We start from the raw sequence: 17,924 nt of genomic DNA, 5'->3' as shown, positions 1-17,924 counted from the left end.
TTCACCTCGTCTCCTCTTTTCGCTCCTTTGCCCGCAATTGACCACAAGCCGCATCAATATCATGCCCGTGCTCCCGTCGAATCGTGACATGAATCCCTTCTTTTTTTAATGTCCGTTCAAATCGAAAAATTTGATCTCTTGGTGTTCTTACATAGTTACGTTCCGGTACATAGTTAACAGGAATTAAATTAACGTGGCATTTTAATCCTTTTATTAAACTTGCTAACTCTTTCGCATGCTCTACTTGATCATTCACACCACCGAATAGCCCATATTCAAAAGTCACACGTCTTCCTGTCTTTTCAATATAATATCGAACAGCGTCCATTAAGTCAGGAAGCCGGTATGCTTTATTTATGGGCATCAATTTGGATCTTAATTCCATATTTGGAGCATGTAATGAAATAGCAAAATTGATTTGCATATTTTCATCAGCAAATCGATAAATTTTTGGGATGATTCCGCTCGTTGATACCGTAATGTGCCTTGCCCCAATATTTAATCCTTTGTGATCATTAATAATGCGTAAAAATGATAGCATTTCATCATAATTATCAAACGGTTCACCAATTCCCATAATGACAACATGACTAACTCTTTCATCCATTTCATCCAGTGCTTTTTGCACTCGTACAACTTGAGCAACAATTTCTCCTGCTTCTAAATTCCTTTTTAATCCTCCTAGCGTTGAAGCACAAAACGTACAGCCGATTCGACAGCCAACTTGTGTTGTAACACAAACAGAATTGCCGTAATCATGCCGCATTAAAACCGTTTCAATCGAATAGCCGTCAGCCAGTTCAAATAAAAATTTCATCGTACCATCTTTTGATGTTTGCTGTACAATCGGTTTTAACGTTGTTATCGTAAAATGTTCAGCTAATTTCATTCGTAGCTCCTTCGATAAATTCGTCATCTCGTCAAAAGACGTGACACGTTTTTTATAGAGCCAATCAAACATTTGCGCTGCTCGAAACGTTTTTTCTCCATTTTCCGTTAACCAGTTCTTTAAGGAAGATAGCTCTAAAGAATAAATGGATGGTTTACTCGCTTTGGGTGCAAAGATTTTCTGTTTACGTGTTGTTTTTTCCATGTTGTCACACCTTCTTTCTTAACGCTGAAATATAAAATCCATCTGTTCCAAAATAGTGTGGTAATATTTGAATTTGACCGAAAGAAATGTAGTCTTTTACTTTTTTCGGCAGGCGATCCACTAATTTTTCATCGTGAGTAAATTCTTGATGTTTGGCTAAAAAGCTTTTGATGACTTCGGAATTTTCTTCTTGATCGATCGTACATGTACTATAAACTAATATTCCTCCAGGCTTTAACAGCGGCGCTACAGCATCTAAAATTTCTTTCTGAATGTTGGATAAGGCTTTGATGTCACGTTCCGTTTTTGTATATTTAATTTCAGGCTTTCTTCTAATGACTCCGAACCCCGTACATGGAGCATCGACTAAAATTTTATCAAATGAATGGACTGGAAAATGGTTGGCCACATGGCGGCTATCTAATGTTTTCGTTTCGATATTCGGCAATCCGAGCCGCTTTGCTTGTCCTTCAATTAATTTTACTTTATGCTCATGCAAATCTAAAGACACAACTTTTCCTGTATTAGATAACATTTCTGCGATATGAGTTGATTTCCCTCCTGGAGCTGCACAACTATCTAAAACATGTTCGTTTTCTTGAATATCAAGAGCTTTGGCCACTAACATGGAGCTTTCATCCTGAATGGTCATATAACCTTTTTGAAAGCTTTCACTTTTTGCTACATTTCCTTTTAACACTTTAATCGCTTCAGGGGCTAATTCACCTGCCGTTGCCTCAATTCCTTCTATTTTTAACCTATTGATCAGCTCATGTACATTTGTTTTGTTCAAGTTAACGCGAGCCGTTTGATTTGGAGGCAGAAGCTGCGACATACAAATTTTTTCTGCCGTTTCTAGTCCATATTGTTCGGCAAATCGGCGAACGAGCCAAATCGGTGTGCTTGATTGAATGGAAATTCTTTCAAAATCATCTTCAATATCCTCAATAGATGGAAGACCCTCTCTTTGTATATTTCTTAAAATTCCATTGACAAATGAGGCAATCCCTTTATGTCCACGAGATTTGGCAATTTCAACTGCTTCAAACAAAACGGCACGGTCGGGAACACGATCTAAATAAACCATCTGATATAAAGACATCCATAATAGCAGCCGAACCCAATCTTCTATTTTTTTCTTTTCTTTTAAAAATGGAGATAAATAGAAATCAAGTGTTAGCTTACGCTGCAGTGTTCCATATACAAGTTCTGTTAATAATCCGATATCTTTTGGTCGAATATCATTTTTTTCAATGAGCGAATGCAGCAATAAATGACTATATGCTTGATTTTTTTCAATGGCTAACAGCCCATCCAACGCCGCTGTTCGAACATTTTTCAACTTTTTCATTCAAACGTCATCCCTGCTTTAATTTGTGCACCTCTAACAAATTCCTCACCGCTCATTCTTTTTTTACCAGATGGTTGAATTTCAGTGATTTTAATTGCAATCTCATTCCCTGTTGCCACAACAATACCATCTCGTTCCACTCGAATAACCGTCCCAGGAGAAAATGGTTTATTTTCATGAACTTTTTCTCCCCACCATATTTTCAACACTTTTCCAGATAACGTTGTATACGCAACTGGCCAAGGATTTAAGCCGCGGATATGATTATAAATTTCCTCTCCTGTTTTCGACCAATCAATTTTTTCTTGCTCCCTCTTAATGTTATATGCAAAAGTTGCTTTCGATTCATCTTGTGGAATCGGCTTTAACTCACCCTTTAGCAGTTTTGGCATCGTGTCGGAAAGTAATCGAGCTCCTGCTTTACTTAGCTTATCATGCAAGGAACCAACATGATCGTTTTCAGCAATCGGAACTTCAATTTGCGAAAGAATATCTCCTGCGTCAAGCTTTTCAACCATATACATAATCGTCACACCTGTTTTTTTCTTTCCTTCTAATATTGCGTAATGAATGGGAGCTCCTCCTCTTAATTCGGGAAGAAGTGAAGCATGAACGTTAATACACCCAAATGGGGGCTCCTCTAGAAGCTCTTTTGGCAATATTTGTCCAAATGCAGCCGTAACAATCAAGTCTGGCTCAAAAGATAAAACTCTGTCAATTTCCTCTTTTTCCTGAATTTTTTCCGGCTGTAATACCGGTATTTGATGCTTTTGTGCCGCCACTTTCATTGGTGGCGGTGTTAAAACTTTTTTTCTCCCTTTAGGCCTGTCTGGCTGAGTGACAACTGCCACTACATGATATTTGTCCTCTAATAATTGTTCGAATATAGGTACCGCAAAATCCGGTGTCCCCATAAAGACGACTTTTACCATTTCTACATCACCCTTCTAACTTCAACTAACATATGTTTTCGAACAAATAAAAAAAGATGATCCGTTTACTTCGAATAATGGGTTTTTCGCATATGTTTTTTAGGAGACGATACGAAAGCTTTTCACTTTTCTCTATTGTTCACGATATTTCATCATTTCAGACTTACATTAACATCAATGGATTTAAATCAATGGAAATTGTTAAATCCGTTTGGTTCATTTCTTGTTGATAATGCTTAAGAATAGCTTTTAATGATTCATATAAGGATGATTCCCGCTTGTATTTTATCATGCATTGATAGCGATATCTATCATTGATTCTAGGAATAGGTGAGCTCACAGGACCTAAAATTTGCGCTTTGTCAGATAATCGTTTCTTCATAAATAGTGAAATATGTTCGGCAGTCGAAAGCGCCTTTGTGACCTCTTGATGTGATACGGTAATTAACACAAGATAGTAATATGGAGGGTAATGGTGGAGTTTACGAATATACATTTCTTTTTGAAAAAAAAGAGCATAATCATGCCTTTGCGCAAGCTGAATACTGTAATGTTCTGGAACATACGTTTGAATGACTACCTCACCAGGCAACGTATGTCTCCCCGCTCTCCCACTTACTTGTGTTAATAATTGGAATGTTTTTTCACTAGCACGAAAATCCGGTAGATGAAGCATCGTATCGGCTGTTAAAACGCCAACTAACGTTACATCTTGAAAATCAAGCCCTTTCGCAATCATTTGTGTCCCAAGTAAAATATCAGCTTCTTTCCGTCCAAATGATTTAAGAAGCTTTTCGTGAGCTCCTTTCCGACTCGTCGTATCGTTGTCCATTCGAATCACTCTCGCTTCAGGCAGCACTTTAGCGATTTCTTCTTCTACCCTTTGAGTCCCTGTACCAAAAAAGCGGATATACTTGCTTTTGCAATCAGGACAATGTGGAGGCATCATCTCTTCATAGCCACAATAATGACATTTTAGTTTTTCATCAAAGCGGTGATAAGTTAACGAAATATCACAATGTGGACAGGAGATGACAAAACCGCAATCACGACACATAACAAAAGAAGAATATCCCCGTTTATTGAGAAATAAGACGGCTTGTTCACCATTTTCTAGTCGATTTTTCAACTTTGTATAGAGGCTTTCTGAAAACATCGTTCTGTTTCCTTTGCGAAGCTCCTCTCGCATATCGACAATCTCTACAGTAGGCAATGGTCGTTTGTTTACTCGTTCCGTTAAAGTGAGAAGGTTGTATACGCCTTTTTGAGCCCGTGCATACGATTCCAATGTCGGTGTAGCACTTCCTAATACAACTGGACAACTGTGGTATTTTCCACGATAAATTGCCACTTCTCTTGCATGGTAACGAGGGTTTTCCTCCTGCTTATAACTCGTTTCATGTTCTTCATCAATAATAATAATACCAATATTTTGAAATGGTGCAAAAATGGCAGATCTTGCACCTACGACGAGTTTTACTTCACCACGGTCAATTTTGCGCCATTCATCATATTTTTCACCTGTTGATAAGCCGCTATGTAACACCGCTACTTTCGATCCAAATCTTCCTTTAAAGCGCTGTACCATTTGAGGCGTTAAAGATATCTCTGGTACTAAAACGATTGCTTCTTTTCCTTTTTTTAAAACTTCTTCAATCGCTTGTAAATATATTTCTGTTTTTCCGCTGCCTGTTACACCATACATTAAAAAAACATCATGCTGTTCTTTTTCCAGTGATGCTAAAATTGGTTGAATCGCTTTTGTTTGTTCATTTGTTAGCGGCAATGGATTTGTCTTTTCAAAATGTTCTTTTTCATAAGGATCTCGATAAACTTCTACTTCTTCTTCTAATAACATTTTTTTATCGATCAACGTTTTAACGGACGAAACGGTGCATTGGACTTCTTCTAATAGTTTCTTTAATGGAATGGGATCATCGTTCTCGATAAAAAATTGAAGAATCCTTTTTTGTTTGTTTGCTTGTTTAGGTAGTTTAGATAGGAATGCTTGCAATTCCTTTTTTGATGCGATCGCCTTTATTTGTTTAATGGTTCGTTTATTCGTTTTTTGTTTGACAACATATTGAACTTCAAGATTTCCTGCTTCAATTTCTTTTTGAATTACGTGAAAATATGGACTTTTACACGCTTTGTTCAAATCTAATTTTTTATTTTTTTGAAAAAGTGTTTGAATGTCAGGATGAAGATGTTCATAGGAACGATCTTTATGGATCAAAAGCTCCTTTTGATAATTCGCTTTTAAAGCTGAAGGAAGCATTGCTTGAAATGCCGTGATTTTAAAGCATAATGTCGATTCTGTTAACCATTCCCCAAGCTTTAACAGTTCTTCATTTAACACTGGAGTTGGATCTAACAGTTCGTCAATCGCTTTTACTTTTTTAACTGCTGATTCATCTTTTACTTCGACAACAAATCCTTGCAGTTTACGGGAACCAAACGGAACGACAACGCGCATGCCTGGTTTTATGATCCCGCGCCATTCATGGGGAATTTCGTAATCAAAGCTCCGATCCGTTTGCGATACTTTCAAATCAACAATGACGCTTGCATACCGCATTTCATTTTACTCCTTCTACAATCTTTTCAATTTCCTTAAGAATCACTTTAGCAACTTCCTTTTTACTCATCTGCGGGTATTTGATGGATTCACCATTTTTATGGAAAATTGTTACGATATTTGTATCAGTAGCGAAGCCAGCACCGTTTTGTGACACATTATTCGCTACAATCATGTCCAAATTTTTCGTTTCGAGCTTTTTGCGGGCATATTTTTCTACATCATTCGTTTCAGCTGCAAAACCAATTAATATTTGCTTTTCTTTTGCCTTCCCTAATTCTTTTAAAATATCCGTTGTACGTTCGAGCTCGATGATTAAATCTCCGTTTTTCTTTTTCATTTTTTGCTCATAAACGTTTTTGGGCTTATAGTCAGCAACGGCAGCTGATTTAATGACAATATCAGAAGATTTATAAAAATGCATGACTTTTTCGTACATCTCATGAGCACTTTCAACCGAAATAAAGGTGACATGATTAGGTGGCGTAAGCGAAGTCGGCCCTGATATTAAAATGACGTTTGCTCCTAAGTGGGCCGCTTCTTTTGCAATGGCATAGCCCATCTTTCCGGTAGAATGATTCGTAAGAAAACGGACAGGATCGATTTTCTCTCTCGTAGGGCCTGCTGTAACCATAATCGTTTTATCTTTAAGAGGTGACGGCTGTAATGGGTGTGCGAAATAATGCTCAATGAGAGTAACAATATTTTCCGGTTCCTCTAAACGGCCTTTTCCCACATATCCACATGCTAAAAAACCTTCTGATGGCTCAATCAATTGATATCCATCCCTTGCTAAAGTTTCCATATTGCGTTTTACAGCCGGATGCTCATACATATGTACATTCATGGCAGGTGCAATCCAAACAGGGGCAGATGTTGCTAATAGTGTAGTTGTAACCATATCATCAGCAATACCGTTTGCTATTTTTCCAATGATATTCGCTGTTGCAGGGGCGACAATGACTAAATCTGCCCAATCTGCTAAATCAATATGTGCAATGACTTTTGGGTTTTTTTCATCAAATGTATCCATAAAAACTTCGTTTCGTGACAAGGCTTGAAATGTTAACGGGGATACGAATTTAGATGCCGATTCCGTCATGATGACTTTAACATTTGCTCCTTTTTGGACTAATTTGCTCGTTAATGCGGCTGCTTTATATACTGCAATACCACCCGTTACACATAGTAAAATATGTTTATTTTTCATCTTCATCCCCCTAAGTAAAAACATGTCCTTGATCATCACTCATTTTAAAAAACTGAAAAAAATAACAACCTATGGAAAGGTTGTTACTTATTTTGTCGTAAAAAGTTTTGGTTCGAACATGATACGTTTCTTAACACCACAACCCATTTAATAAGCGCAAATCGTTGTACGAAGTCATGTCCAAGGCTTTTTTACTTCGCATCACTCTTTTCATAGTAAAGCAAATTGGCATCAATTTCCTCAAGTGCTTTTCCAACAAATTTTACTGATTTTGTTTTTTCAATTTGCTGATCGTTGTTTTGCTGCATTTCACGTGCGCGTTTAGCAGCAACTGATACTAATGTATACTTTGAATTTATTTTTTTTAATAATGAATCGATAGATGGATAAAGCATGACTATTCAACCTCCAACATTTTTTTATATTGATGCTCGACACGTTCGCGGCGGCAATGCTCAGCCATCACAATAGCTTTTATTCGTTCGCATGCTAAATTGACTTGATCATTAACGACAATATAATCGTATTCATGCATCATTTCAATTTCTTCTTTTGCCACCTTCATTCGATTTTGAATTAAATCTTCTGATTCAGTGCCTCTAGTCACAATTCGATTTTTTAATTCATCTAAGCTAGGCGGCATTAAAAAGATAAATAATCCTTCTGGGAAAGCCTTTCTCACTTGAATGGCTCCTTGCACCTCAATCTCTAAAAAAACATCCTTTCCCTCATTTAACGTTTTCTCAACGTAATCAATAGGGGTTCCATAGTAATTTCCAACATATTCTGCCCATTCAAGTAATTTATTTTCACGAATAAGCTGTTCAAATTCTTCACGTGTTTTAAAGAAATAATCCACTCCATCCACTTCACCTTCGCGCGGTTTGCGAGTTGTCATTGAAATGGAATACTGAAAATCGACATCCTCTTGTGCAAATAATGCTTTTCGAACCGTTCCTTTTCCGACACCAGAAGGACCTGATAAAACAATTAATAATCCTTTTTCGCGTTTGATCATCTCTCTTACATCCCTACCCTTCTTCTGTTAGCTCATCTTTATTTGTAAGTCTTTGAGCGACGGTCTCCGGCTGTACAGCTGAGAGGATGATATGGTCACTATCCATTATTACAACCGCTCTAGTTCTTCTTCCATATGTAGCATCAATAAGCATGCCACGATCACGTGCATCTTGAATAATCCGTTTAATTGGAGCTGACTCCGGACTAACAATTGAAATAATCCGATCTGCCGAAACAATATTTCCAAATCCAATATTGATTAATTTTATTCCCATAAATGAGTCCCCCTACATTTTCTATCGTAACCACCTTGCTTCCTATTTGAAAACCTTCCGCTATAATTTGGTCGAGCTTATTGAATGAAAGGCATCATCTCGTGCTAATTACCTTTACCACACGTAATATTAGCAAGTGTTTATGTTGTACTTTTCGACATGGCCTTTATTCATGATCATCTATTCAATATTTTGAACTTGTTCTTTTATTTTTTCAATAATACTTTTTAAGTCTACGACATATTTCGCAATGTTTTGATCATTCCCTTTTGCCCCAATGGTATTTGCTTCCCTATTCATCTCTTGAACGATAAAATCAAGCTTCCGACCTATCGGTTCGTTTTTTTTAAGGGTTTCTTCAAATTGGCGGATATGACTTTTTAATCTTGTCAATTCTTCAGATATATCAACTTTATCAGCAAATATAGCTGCTTCTGTTAAGATTCTATTTTCATCAATATTTCCAGATAAAAATTCGGATATACGCTTAGAAATTTTTTCTTGAAAAGATTTCGCAACAAGTGGTGCATGCTCTTCAATTTGAGCGATCAGTACCGTCAATTCCTTTAATCGTGACAATACATCTTGTTTTAGTTCTTCACCTTCTAATTTGCGCATTTCCAACAATTTTAACGTCGCATCTGTTACTGCTTCAAAAATAAGTTGCTCAAGTTCACTATTTTCACAATGTTCCTCTTGAATGTCAAATAGATCATGCTGTTGAATGATATGGTCAATTTTAATAGAATCCTTTATCTCAAACTGCTGCTTTATTTTGTTGAGAGCTTGAATATATTGCTCAACTAATGGCCAATCGACAAGCAATGATCTTTCAAAGAACGGTTCCCCTTTAACGGTTATGTAAAGCTCGACGCGACCCCTATTTATGTATCGCTGAACTATTTTCTTTATCTTTTCTTCACTGCTTAAAAGTTGACGAGGCAACCGTATACTGATCTCGGAAAAACGATGGTTGACAGACCTTATCTCAACGGTTACTTCATAGTCATCCCTTTTCATCATTGAACGCCCAAACCCTGTCATGCTATGTACCATTCCATCACTTCCGTTTCTTTATTGAGCGTTTAAAAAAATTATACAAAAGCAAAAAAGAAAGGTCATAGAGCCATTCATCTATCACCTTCATGCATTATAACATATTTTCATTTGCTTTTCTTGTTATGAATGATCCTGCTAATAAAAAAGTTGGGATCGCCGATAACGTTCCTATTAACAGCCAGTCTCTTAACTGAATCGGTACAGTGTGGAATATTGGTTGAAGCGGCGGGTAATAGATCACCGCAAGCATTAATAACAGAGACGATAGCACAGCTAACATTAAATAAACATTTTCAAATGGGTTTCGGTCAAATATCGATGTTTCACTGCGGCAATCAAATACTAATATTAATTGCGACAATACTAGTGTACTAAATGCCGCAGTTTGAGCATAGACTAAATTTTCGGGATCACGCTGATACAGAATGATAAAAGCTAATAACGTCATCACACCAATTAAAAATCCTCGTGATAAGATTTTCCATCCTAGCTTTCTAGCAAATACTCCTTCTTGAGGATTTCGGGGCTTTTGTTTCATGACATTTCCTTCAGGTGGATCAAGTCCAAGCGCCATAGCAGGTAGACCATCCGTTACTAAATTAACCCATAATATTTGGATTGGAACTAGTGGCAATGGTAAAGCTAATATCATCGCAAAGAGCATCACTAATATTTCCCCAACATTAGAAGCTAGTAAATAACGAATAAACTTCCGAATGTTTTCATAAATGTTTCGCCCCTCTTTAATCGCCGCTTGAATGGTTGCAAAATTATCGTCAACTAATATAAGTGAAGAAGCTTCCTTTGCAACATCTGTCCCTGTCATTCCCATTGAGATTCCAATATCACTCGCTTTAATCGCAGGTGCATCATTGACTCCATCACCCGTCATCGCCACCACATGGCCGCGATTTTGAAATGCTTTCACGATTTTCAATTTATCTTCAGGAGAAACACGAGCAAATACATATATATGATCAATCATATCCTCTAACTCCTCAATCGAAAGCTGTGATAATGTTTGACCATCGATGATTTTTCCATTTTCAGGTAATATTTTTAACTCCTTTGCGATCGCTTCTGCCGTAATCACGTGATCTCCAGTAATCATGACAGTTTTAATTCCAGCATCGTGACATTCTTTTATAGCTTGTTTTACCTCTGGACGCGGCGGATCGATCATTCCTGCTAGCCCAATAAATGTTAAGTTACTTTCTGCTTCAAATGCCGATAATGTCGAAACATTTTCATTTGTGATTGGTTTAAAGGCAATGGCAATCGTTCGAAGGGCTTTGCTAGCAAGGCCATCAATGGCTTGATGGATATTTTGTTTGAAAGATGGCGATAAAGGCACTTGTTTTTCATTCCAAAGAACGGATTGACAATTATTTAATAATAAATCTGGAGCCCCTTTTGTAATGACATAATGCTTGCCATTTCGATCTTTTACGACTACACTCATCATTTTTCTCGTCGAGTCAAAAGGAAATTCTTTTTGAATTTGAAACTGTTTCAATAACGATGATTTCGTAAATCCAGCCTTCCTCCCTGCTGTCATCAGCGCCCCTTCTGTCGGATCTCCATCTAATATATAGCGTCCATCTTTTTCTTTAATCTCGGCATTACTTGCAAGCATACTAAAAGTCAAAATTTGCTTTAATGATTTAATTTCATGTGGATTCACCTGTTTATATCCATCTGTAAACTCACCATGTGGCTCGTAACCTGTCCCTGAAACTTGCCACGTTTTTCCTCCAACCCAAATATGAGTGACGGTCATTTTATTTTGTGTCATCGTTCCCGTCTTGTCAGAGCAAATAACGGAGGCACAGCCTAACGTTTCTACTGCTGGAAGCTTACGAACAATCGCTTTTTTCTTAATCATTCTTTGCACACCAAGTGACAGAGCAACCGTAACAATAGCTGGTAGACCTTCTGGAATAGCTGCAACAGCCAATGATACTCCAGCTAAAAACATTTGATATACTTGATGCCCTTGCAACACTCCGATGACAACAACTAAAATCGTTAAGAGCAATGCTACCAAAATGAGAATTTTGCCTAGCTGCTCTAATTTTCGCTGCAAAGGAGTAGCAAGCGTTTCAGCTGTTTGAATGAGATTCGCAATTTGCCCCATTGCTGTTTTCATACCTGTCTGAACTACGATGCCTACACCTGAACCTCTTGTAACGACCGTTCCCATAAACGCCATATTCGTTTGATCGCCTATCCCAATATTTTTTTGCTCGATTCGATCACTTGTTTTCAAAACAGGTATAGATTCCCCTGTTAGTGCTGATTCTTCTATTTCTAAACTATTTGCTTTGATGATTCTTAAGTCAGCTGCGATTCGATCTCCGTTTGTTATTTTGACAATATCACCAATGACTAGCTCTTTAGAAGGAATTTTCATCCATTCTCCTTCCCGTAATACAGTAACGTGTGGAGCGGATAACTCCTTTAATGCTTCTAACGACTTTTCCGCACGATTTTCTTGAATAAACCCTAGTATTCCATTTAAAAAGACAATGGCCATAATGGCTATGGCATCCATATATTCCCCTAACAAACCAGAAATCAACGTTGCAGCTAATAACACGAGCACCATGAAGTCTTTAAATTGACGAATAAATAGCTGGATGGCTGAAGGACGCTCTCGTTCCTTCATTTCATTTAAGCCGTATTTTTTTCTTCGCTTATTCACTTCAAAGGTTGATAACCCAGATGATGGATCTGTTTTCGTATTTTGAACAACATCGGCTACTGTCATCTCATACCAATTCATAAAAAGTAAAAACACCCCCTACTTTTATGTCATAAAGTGATGCTTTTGTCTAAAAAATTTTCATCCCCCCTATTCCATCTTGAAATGACGTTAACATTTTAACGATCTTCTCATGTCATATGTAAGAAAGGATGATAGCCTGTCTCTTAAATCAACTTATTCAGTCTTATTGGAAAAAATGATATAATTTATCGAACGAACTGTCATAAGGTGTTAATAAAAGGCTCTTTTCAAAAGATTGTTACTTGACTATAGCTTTTCGACTGTCATAGGCAAGCGACACGCTTGCTATGTCATGCTAGAGCGTGATGTGAACCGAACAACAATCGATTGTCGAACAAATGTGATTTATCCGACCACGTGCGTTGTTCGGTTCATAGACAGTTGATAAGCAACAAAGTTTCGAAAACATCCTTACAAAAAGAAAGAATAGGAGTAGGTGTTGGAAATGTCATTTGACGGCATGTTTACATATTGTATGCAAAAAGAATTACGGCAGCAGCTCGTTGGCGGGCGTATCACGAAAATATATCAACCATTTAAACATGAGCTCATATTACAAATTCGTGCAAACGGAAAAAATCATCGTGTGTTATTATCGGCACACCCGAACTATGCCCGCGTCCATATAACGGAAGAATTGTACGAAAACCCTAGTGAACCGCCAATGTTTTGCATGCTCCTACGTAAACATTTAGAAGGCAGTATTGTTGAAAATATTTCTCAAATCGATATGGAGCGAATGATTGTATTTGAAATGAAAACTCGTAATGAACTTGGAGATTTATCATATAAGCAATTAATCATTGAGATCATGGGAAGACATAGCAATATCATTTTCATTGACAAAGAGCGGGAAATCATTCTTGATAGCATTAAGCATATACCACCTGCTATGAATCGACACCGTACAGTACTACCAGGACATCCATATGTGCTACCACCAGCACAAAATAAACAAAATCCATTTCAAGCAAATGAAGAAACCGTATTAAAAAAGCTTGATTTTCATGCTGGGAAAATTCATCAACAGCTTGTTGAACAGTTTTCTGGCATTTCACCATTACTCGCAAAAGAAATTGTTCACCGGGCTGGTTTAGCTAACCGTTCAACCATTCCGAAAACATTTCTCGACGTCATGCGAAAGATCGAAAATGGTCATATTGAACCACAAATCATGAGGACAGGGCAGAAGGAATACTTTTATTTACTTCCACTGACCCATCTTAACGGTAAATCACAAAAATTCCCATCACTTAGCATGCTGCTAGATCGATATTATTTTGGAAAAGCGGGAAGAGATCGAGTAAAACAACTTGGACATGATTTGGAAAAGTTTATGATCAATGAGCGAAAGAAAAACGTAAATAAAATGAACAAATTTAAAACAACGTTAAAAGAGGCTGAAAAAGCCGAACAATATAAACTTTTTGGGGAACTGATAACAGCAAATATGTATGCCATTCAAAAAGGGGATAAAGAGGCAAAGGTGTCTAATTATTATGATGAAAAAAATCGTCTCATAACCATTCCGCTAGATCCGAAAAAAACTCCATCAGAAAATGCCCAAAGCTATTATCAAAAATATCAAAAAGCAAAAAGTTCAGTTGTATACGTCCAAGAACAATTAGAAAAAACAAAAGATGAAATCGATTATTTTGATCGGCTTTTACAGCAATTAGAAACAGCGTCCCCAAAAGATCTCGAAGAAATTCGAGAAGAGCTTTATGAAGGTGGCTACATCAAGAAAAAAAGAGCTGCAAATTCACAAAGAAAAAAACCATTAAAACCAATACTGGAAAAGTACGTATCAAGTGATGGTACAGAAATATTAGTTGGAAAAAATAATAAACAAAATGAATATTTGACGATGAAATTGGCGCGAAAAGAGGATATATGGTTGCATACGAAAGATAGTCCTGGCTCTCATGTTGTGATTCGACACAGTGATCCTTCTCACGAAACGTTGATTGAAGCTGCTCAATTAGCAGCCTATTTTAGCAAAGCTAGACAATCAAGCTCCGTCCCTGTTGACTATACAAAAATTAAATATGTCAAAAAGCCGAACGGATCAAAGCCTGGCTTTGTCATTTACACACATCAACAAACGATATATGTAACCCCAGATGAAGAAAAGGTACTTCAAATGAGAAAAAAATGAAAAAATTTAAGGTGGGATCCTTTATTCCCACCTTTTTAACCCATGACCTTTTTATGAAGCGAATCTAGCAAAAAAGCTTCGTGTGCTCTTTTAGCAACTAATGATTGAACTTTTTCATCTAGCCCAATATGCTCCGTTAATATAAATTGATTGGATGTGTTTGTGGACATCTTGATTAAATCCCGCTTAATTCCTTTTAAAAGCAAACCAGTAAAAAGAAAATATGGTACGAAGACAATTGTTTGTTTATTGGTTTCAGACAAGTTTGCTAATACATGTTCAAATAACGGCCTAGCAGCCGTTAAAAAGCAGTAGTCTGTTTGAATTTGCAGCTGGTTTTCTACACGACTCACCAACATCCGAAAATTTTTCTGCATTTCTATATCTTGACTTCCCCGCCCGATCACCACAATTTTACAATTACTGGTATTTCCACTTATTGTTTTTAAGGCTCTTTGAACTCTTTCAGCGATCACATCTATCATATAATCATGAAATCCTAACGTTTCGCCATAATAAATATTCACATCTCGATACTGCCTTTGCAAACGACGTAAAATATTCGGAATATCTTGTTTGGCATGTCCAGCCGAAAAGAGTAAAACAGGTACAACCGCAATATCGGTTGCACCACTTTTTACACATTTTGAAAAGGCTTCTTCAATCGTTGGAGATGCGAATTCAAGAAACGAATAGTGTTGGACCAAGTAAGGCAAAAGCTTTCGGCATGATTCAAAAAATAATTTCGCCTCACTCGATGATTGTTTTAAGCGCGAACCATGAAAAATGTACAAAATCGCTTTTTTCATATTGTAACACCTGCATTGAGAGATAAGTTTTCTGGCTCGTTTTCAAACCAATTGAAAGATTGATGGAACTTCACAACCTCACCAACGATCATTAGACACGGATTTTTAACTTGATGCTTCGCCGCATCGTTTACCATCTCTTTGATTGTACTAATGATCGTTCTCTGCTTATTCGTTGATGCCCATTCAATAAAAGCGACAGGTGTTTGAATATCGCAGCCTGCTAGCTGTAATTTCTTTTGTATAGTCGGTAAATTAGACACTCCCATATAGATTGCCAATGTATCGACAGATTTCATTAAATGGATTTCTTCACTTTGACTCTTATTATCTTCAGCACGATGACCAGTGATAAAGGCACAGCTAGCACTGACATTTCGAAAGGTTAGTGGTATTCCAGCGTAAGAGGAGGCTGCCATTGCAGCGGTGATCCCAGGAACGATTTCAAATGGAATTTGATGACGAACTAAATATTCCACCTCTTCGCCACCACGCCCAAATAAGAAGGGGTCCCCACCTTTTAACCTCGTAACAACTTTTCCTGCCTTCGCAAATTTGACTAAAAACTTGTTAATCGTTTCTTGCTTCATTGTATGATAGTTAGGCAGTTTCCCACAATAAAGTAAATCAGCATCCTTTTTGGCGTATTGTAATAATTCTTTATTAATCAGCCGATCATACATAATGACATCAGCTTGCTGGATGCATTTGATCGCTTTTAACGTGATCAATTCTGGATCTCCGGGGCCCGCACCGACAATAAAAACTTTTCCCATTTGCTCCCCCTCCCTAATTCCTACAAATCTTGAATATCGATCACAAATCCTGCTCGGTTTTGAAATTTTTTCTTTTCATGCAAAGTAATATTTTCGATTTTTGGCATTTTTAAAAAATGCTTTTCTAGTTCGATTTCAACTTGTTCAAATGCTTTTTCGTCATGATTGGCAGCTACAATGACCGGAATCATTCGTTCATTTGTTTGAACGATGAAGCGATATAAATTCATATAAACCTCCAATTATGCGTTAATCGTTTCTAATATTCCGTCTAATCGTTCTTGCAGTCGCTCGATTCCGACTCGTTCGTAAAAATCTAAAAATGACTCACCAGCTTGTTTATTTTCTTTAAAATAGATTAAAAGATCTTTTAAAACATAAGGTAATTTCTCTGCTTCTACTTTCCCCTTTAATTTATCATTAAATTTTCCGCCATTGATAAGCGTTCCACCGACATAAAACTCATAAGCTTGGACCATTTTTTTGTCTTTTGTTTTCATTAACACACCTTGAAGACCGATATCAGCTATTTGTCGTTGACCACAAGAGTTCGGGCAGCCTACCATATGAATGCGGACTGGAACATCTAACGAAAGTTCACGATCTAAAAACTGAGCCACATTTTTCATGCGCTCTTTCGTTTCAACGAGTGCTAAATTACAATATTCCGTTCCCGTACAAGATACAGCATAGGCCGTAAATGAATTTGGCTTAGCAGAAATACGCCCTTGGAAAATAGGTTCTTTCAATAAGTCTTCTACCTTTTCATTTGGCACATTTGGAATAATGAAGTTTTGTGAGTTACATGTTCTGATTTCACCATTTCCATATTTTTTTGAAACTTCCGCAATTTCAAATACCTCGTCAGCCGACAATCTTCCAACCGGTACATTAAACCCAATATAGCTTAACCCTTCCTGCTTTTGCGGATGAACACCATAGATAAATCCAGCGTTCCACCCTTTTGTTGCATCTTTTCCTTTCGTCGGAAGAGGGCCCGTATACTCAAGTACTTTTTCTTTAAATTTTTCTGCCCCCCAATCAGCCACTAAAAACTTAAGTCGGGCACGATGACGTTTTTCCCGGTAGCCGTAATCACGGAAAATGGTTGTAATCGCAATAGCCACATCTTTTACTTGTTCAGGCAAGATAAACAAGTCTAGCTCCTGAGCTAAGTAAGGTTTAGATGAAAGTCCTCCGCCAACTTTTACATGGAAGCCTACTTTCTCTTCTCCATCTATTACCTTTGTGGCTGGCGTAAATGCAACATCATTAATTTCAGCATTTGAGGAATTATAAATGCTTCCATTGATCGACATTTTATATTTTCTCGGCAAGTTGGAAAAATCCTCATTCATATGAAAATAATCATTTACTTCACGAACGATTGGTTCTGTGTCTAATAGCTCATGTGGATCGATGCCAGCAAGCGGATTTCCGACAATATTACGCGTAATATCTCCGCACGCCCCTGCAGTAGATAACCCCACTTTCTCAAGCCGCTTGAAAATATCTGGAATTTGTTCAATGGTTAACCAATGAAATTGGATGGCTTGGCGCGTCGTAATATCAAATACACCTCGTCCATAATCTTTACTAATGGAAGCAAGTGTAACGACTTGGTCGTAATTTAGCATGCCGGATGGAACCTTTACCCTCATCATAAAATAGCCGTCGCTTTTAGGGCGCTGCAAGTAAAGCCCAGCCCATTTTAATAAATCCCAATCATCTTTCGGAATGGATTCAAATCCCTTTTGAGCGAATTCCTCAATATCTTGAAAAATTTCCAAGCCATCCTTCTCTAACTTTTTCAACTCTGTTTTATTTAAATTTTCATTGTTTTTCCAAATTTTTCTGTACGCCATCACGTTCCCT

The 17,924-nt window shown here is 37.4% G+C and carries 15 protein-coding genes; 1 reads left to right on the top strand and 14 read right to left on the bottom strand.

Annotated features, from left to right (window positions below; all coding sequences use genetic code 11):
* Position 1: 1 nt before the first annotated feature.
* The 10 genes from rlmN to J2S06_RS03750 form a co-directional block, all read right to left on the bottom strand.
* Positions 2–1,093 (bottom strand): dual-specificity RNA methyltransferase RlmN, encoded by a 1,092-nt coding sequence (rlmN, locus tag J2S06_RS03795; RefSeq protein ID WP_419151325.1) that lies wholly within the window; start codon positions 1,091–1,093, stop codon positions 2–4.
* A 4-nt stretch (positions 1,094–1,097) separates the two neighbouring features.
* The gene (gene rsmB / locus J2S06_RS03790; RefSeq protein WP_419151324.1) at positions 1,098–2,444 is read right to left on the bottom strand and encodes a 16S rRNA (cytosine(967)-C(5))-methyltransferase RsmB; all 1,347 of its coding nucleotides are present in this window, start codon (positions 2,442–2,444) and stop codon (positions 1,098–1,100) included.
* Complete coding sequence (fmt, locus tag J2S06_RS03785; protein WP_419151323.1) at positions 2,441–3,376, bottom strand: methionyl-tRNA formyltransferase; 936 nt, start codon at positions 3,374–3,376, stop codon at positions 2,441–2,443. The genes rsmB and fmt overlap by 4 nt, the downstream gene beginning before the upstream one ends.
* 163 nt (positions 3,377–3,539) lie before the next feature.
* Positions 3,540–5,954, bottom strand: a complete 2,415-nt coding sequence (gene priA / locus J2S06_RS03780) for a primosomal protein N' (protein WP_419151322.1) — start codon at positions 5,952–5,954, stop codon at positions 3,540–3,542.
* Between the two features lies 1 nt (position 5,955).
* Entirely contained in the window at positions 5,956–7,164 is a 1,209-nt protein-coding gene (gene coaBC / locus J2S06_RS03775; protein ID WP_044895545.1) for a bifunctional phosphopantothenoylcysteine decarboxylase/phosphopantothenate--cysteine ligase CoaBC, read from the bottom strand.
* 191 nt (positions 7,165–7,355) lie between these two features.
* Positions 7,356–7,559, bottom strand: coding sequence for a DNA-directed RNA polymerase subunit omega (gene rpoZ, locus J2S06_RS03770; RefSeq protein WP_044895544.1), 204 nt, complete (start codon positions 7,557–7,559; stop codon positions 7,356–7,358).
* Between the two features lie 2 nt (positions 7,560–7,561).
* The gene (gmk, locus tag J2S06_RS03765) at positions 7,562–8,179 is read right to left on the bottom strand and encodes a guanylate kinase (RefSeq protein ID WP_459077041.1); all 618 of its coding nucleotides are present in this window, start codon (positions 8,177–8,179) and stop codon (positions 7,562–7,564) included.
* A 16-nt stretch (positions 8,180–8,195) separates the two neighbouring features.
* Positions 8,196–8,459, bottom strand: coding sequence for an extracellular matrix/biofilm regulator RemA (gene remA, locus J2S06_RS03760; RefSeq protein ID WP_044895542.1), 264 nt, complete (start codon positions 8,457–8,459; stop codon positions 8,196–8,198).
* A 180-nt stretch (positions 8,460–8,639) separates the two neighbouring features.
* Positions 8,640–9,515 carry a YicC/YloC family endoribonuclease gene (locus J2S06_RS03755; RefSeq protein ID WP_419151321.1) on the bottom strand — a complete coding sequence of 292 codons (876 nt, stop codon included), beginning with the start codon at positions 9,513–9,515 and terminating at the stop codon, positions 8,640–8,642.
* Between the two features lie 94 nt (positions 9,516–9,609).
* Positions 9,610–12,303, bottom strand: a complete 2,694-nt coding sequence (locus J2S06_RS03750) for a calcium-translocating P-type ATPase, SERCA-type (protein ID WP_419151320.1) — start codon at positions 12,301–12,303, stop codon at positions 9,610–9,612.
* Between the two features lie 448 nt (positions 12,304–12,751).
* Between J2S06_RS03750 and J2S06_RS03745 the strand changes: the two genes are divergently transcribed.
* Complete coding sequence (locus J2S06_RS03745) at positions 12,752–14,464, top strand: Rqc2 family fibronectin-binding protein (RefSeq protein WP_419151456.1); 1,713 nt, start codon at positions 12,752–12,754, stop codon at positions 14,462–14,464.
* A gap of 35 nt (positions 14,465–14,499) precedes the next feature.
* Here J2S06_RS03745 and J2S06_RS03740 read toward each other — a convergent pair whose 3' ends face one another.
* The 4 genes from J2S06_RS03740 to J2S06_RS03725 are packed head-to-tail and all read right to left on the bottom strand — an operon-like array spanning position 14,500 to position 17,914.
* Positions 14,500–15,273 (bottom strand): sirohydrochlorin chelatase, encoded by a 774-nt coding sequence (locus tag J2S06_RS03740; RefSeq protein WP_052659559.1) that lies wholly within the window; start codon positions 15,271–15,273, stop codon positions 14,500–14,502.
* Entirely contained in the window at positions 15,270–16,049 is a 780-nt protein-coding gene (gene cobA / locus J2S06_RS03735) for a uroporphyrinogen-III C-methyltransferase (RefSeq protein WP_044895538.1), read from the bottom strand. Before cobA ends, J2S06_RS03740 begins: the two co-directional genes overlap by 4 nt.
* A gap of 20 nt (positions 16,050–16,069) precedes the next feature.
* Complete coding sequence (locus J2S06_RS03730) at positions 16,070–16,279, bottom strand: DUF3906 family protein (RefSeq protein WP_044895537.1); 210 nt, start codon at positions 16,277–16,279, stop codon at positions 16,070–16,072.
* 12 nt (positions 16,280–16,291) lie between these two features.
* Positions 16,292–17,914, bottom strand: coding sequence for a nitrite/sulfite reductase (locus tag J2S06_RS03725; RefSeq protein ID WP_419151319.1), 1,623 nt, complete (start codon positions 17,912–17,914; stop codon positions 16,292–16,294).
* Positions 17,915–17,924 lie beyond the last annotated feature (10 nt).

It is taken from the genome of Bacillus alveayuensis (genome assembly GCA_030812955.1).
In the GTDB taxonomy this organism is placed as follows: domain Bacteria; phylum Bacillota; class Bacilli; order Bacillales; family Aeribacillaceae; genus Bacillus_CB; species Bacillus_CB alveayuensis.
The sequence above is the reverse complement of the archived record's forward strand: the minus strand, read 5'-3'. Positions and strand labels throughout refer to the sequence as shown.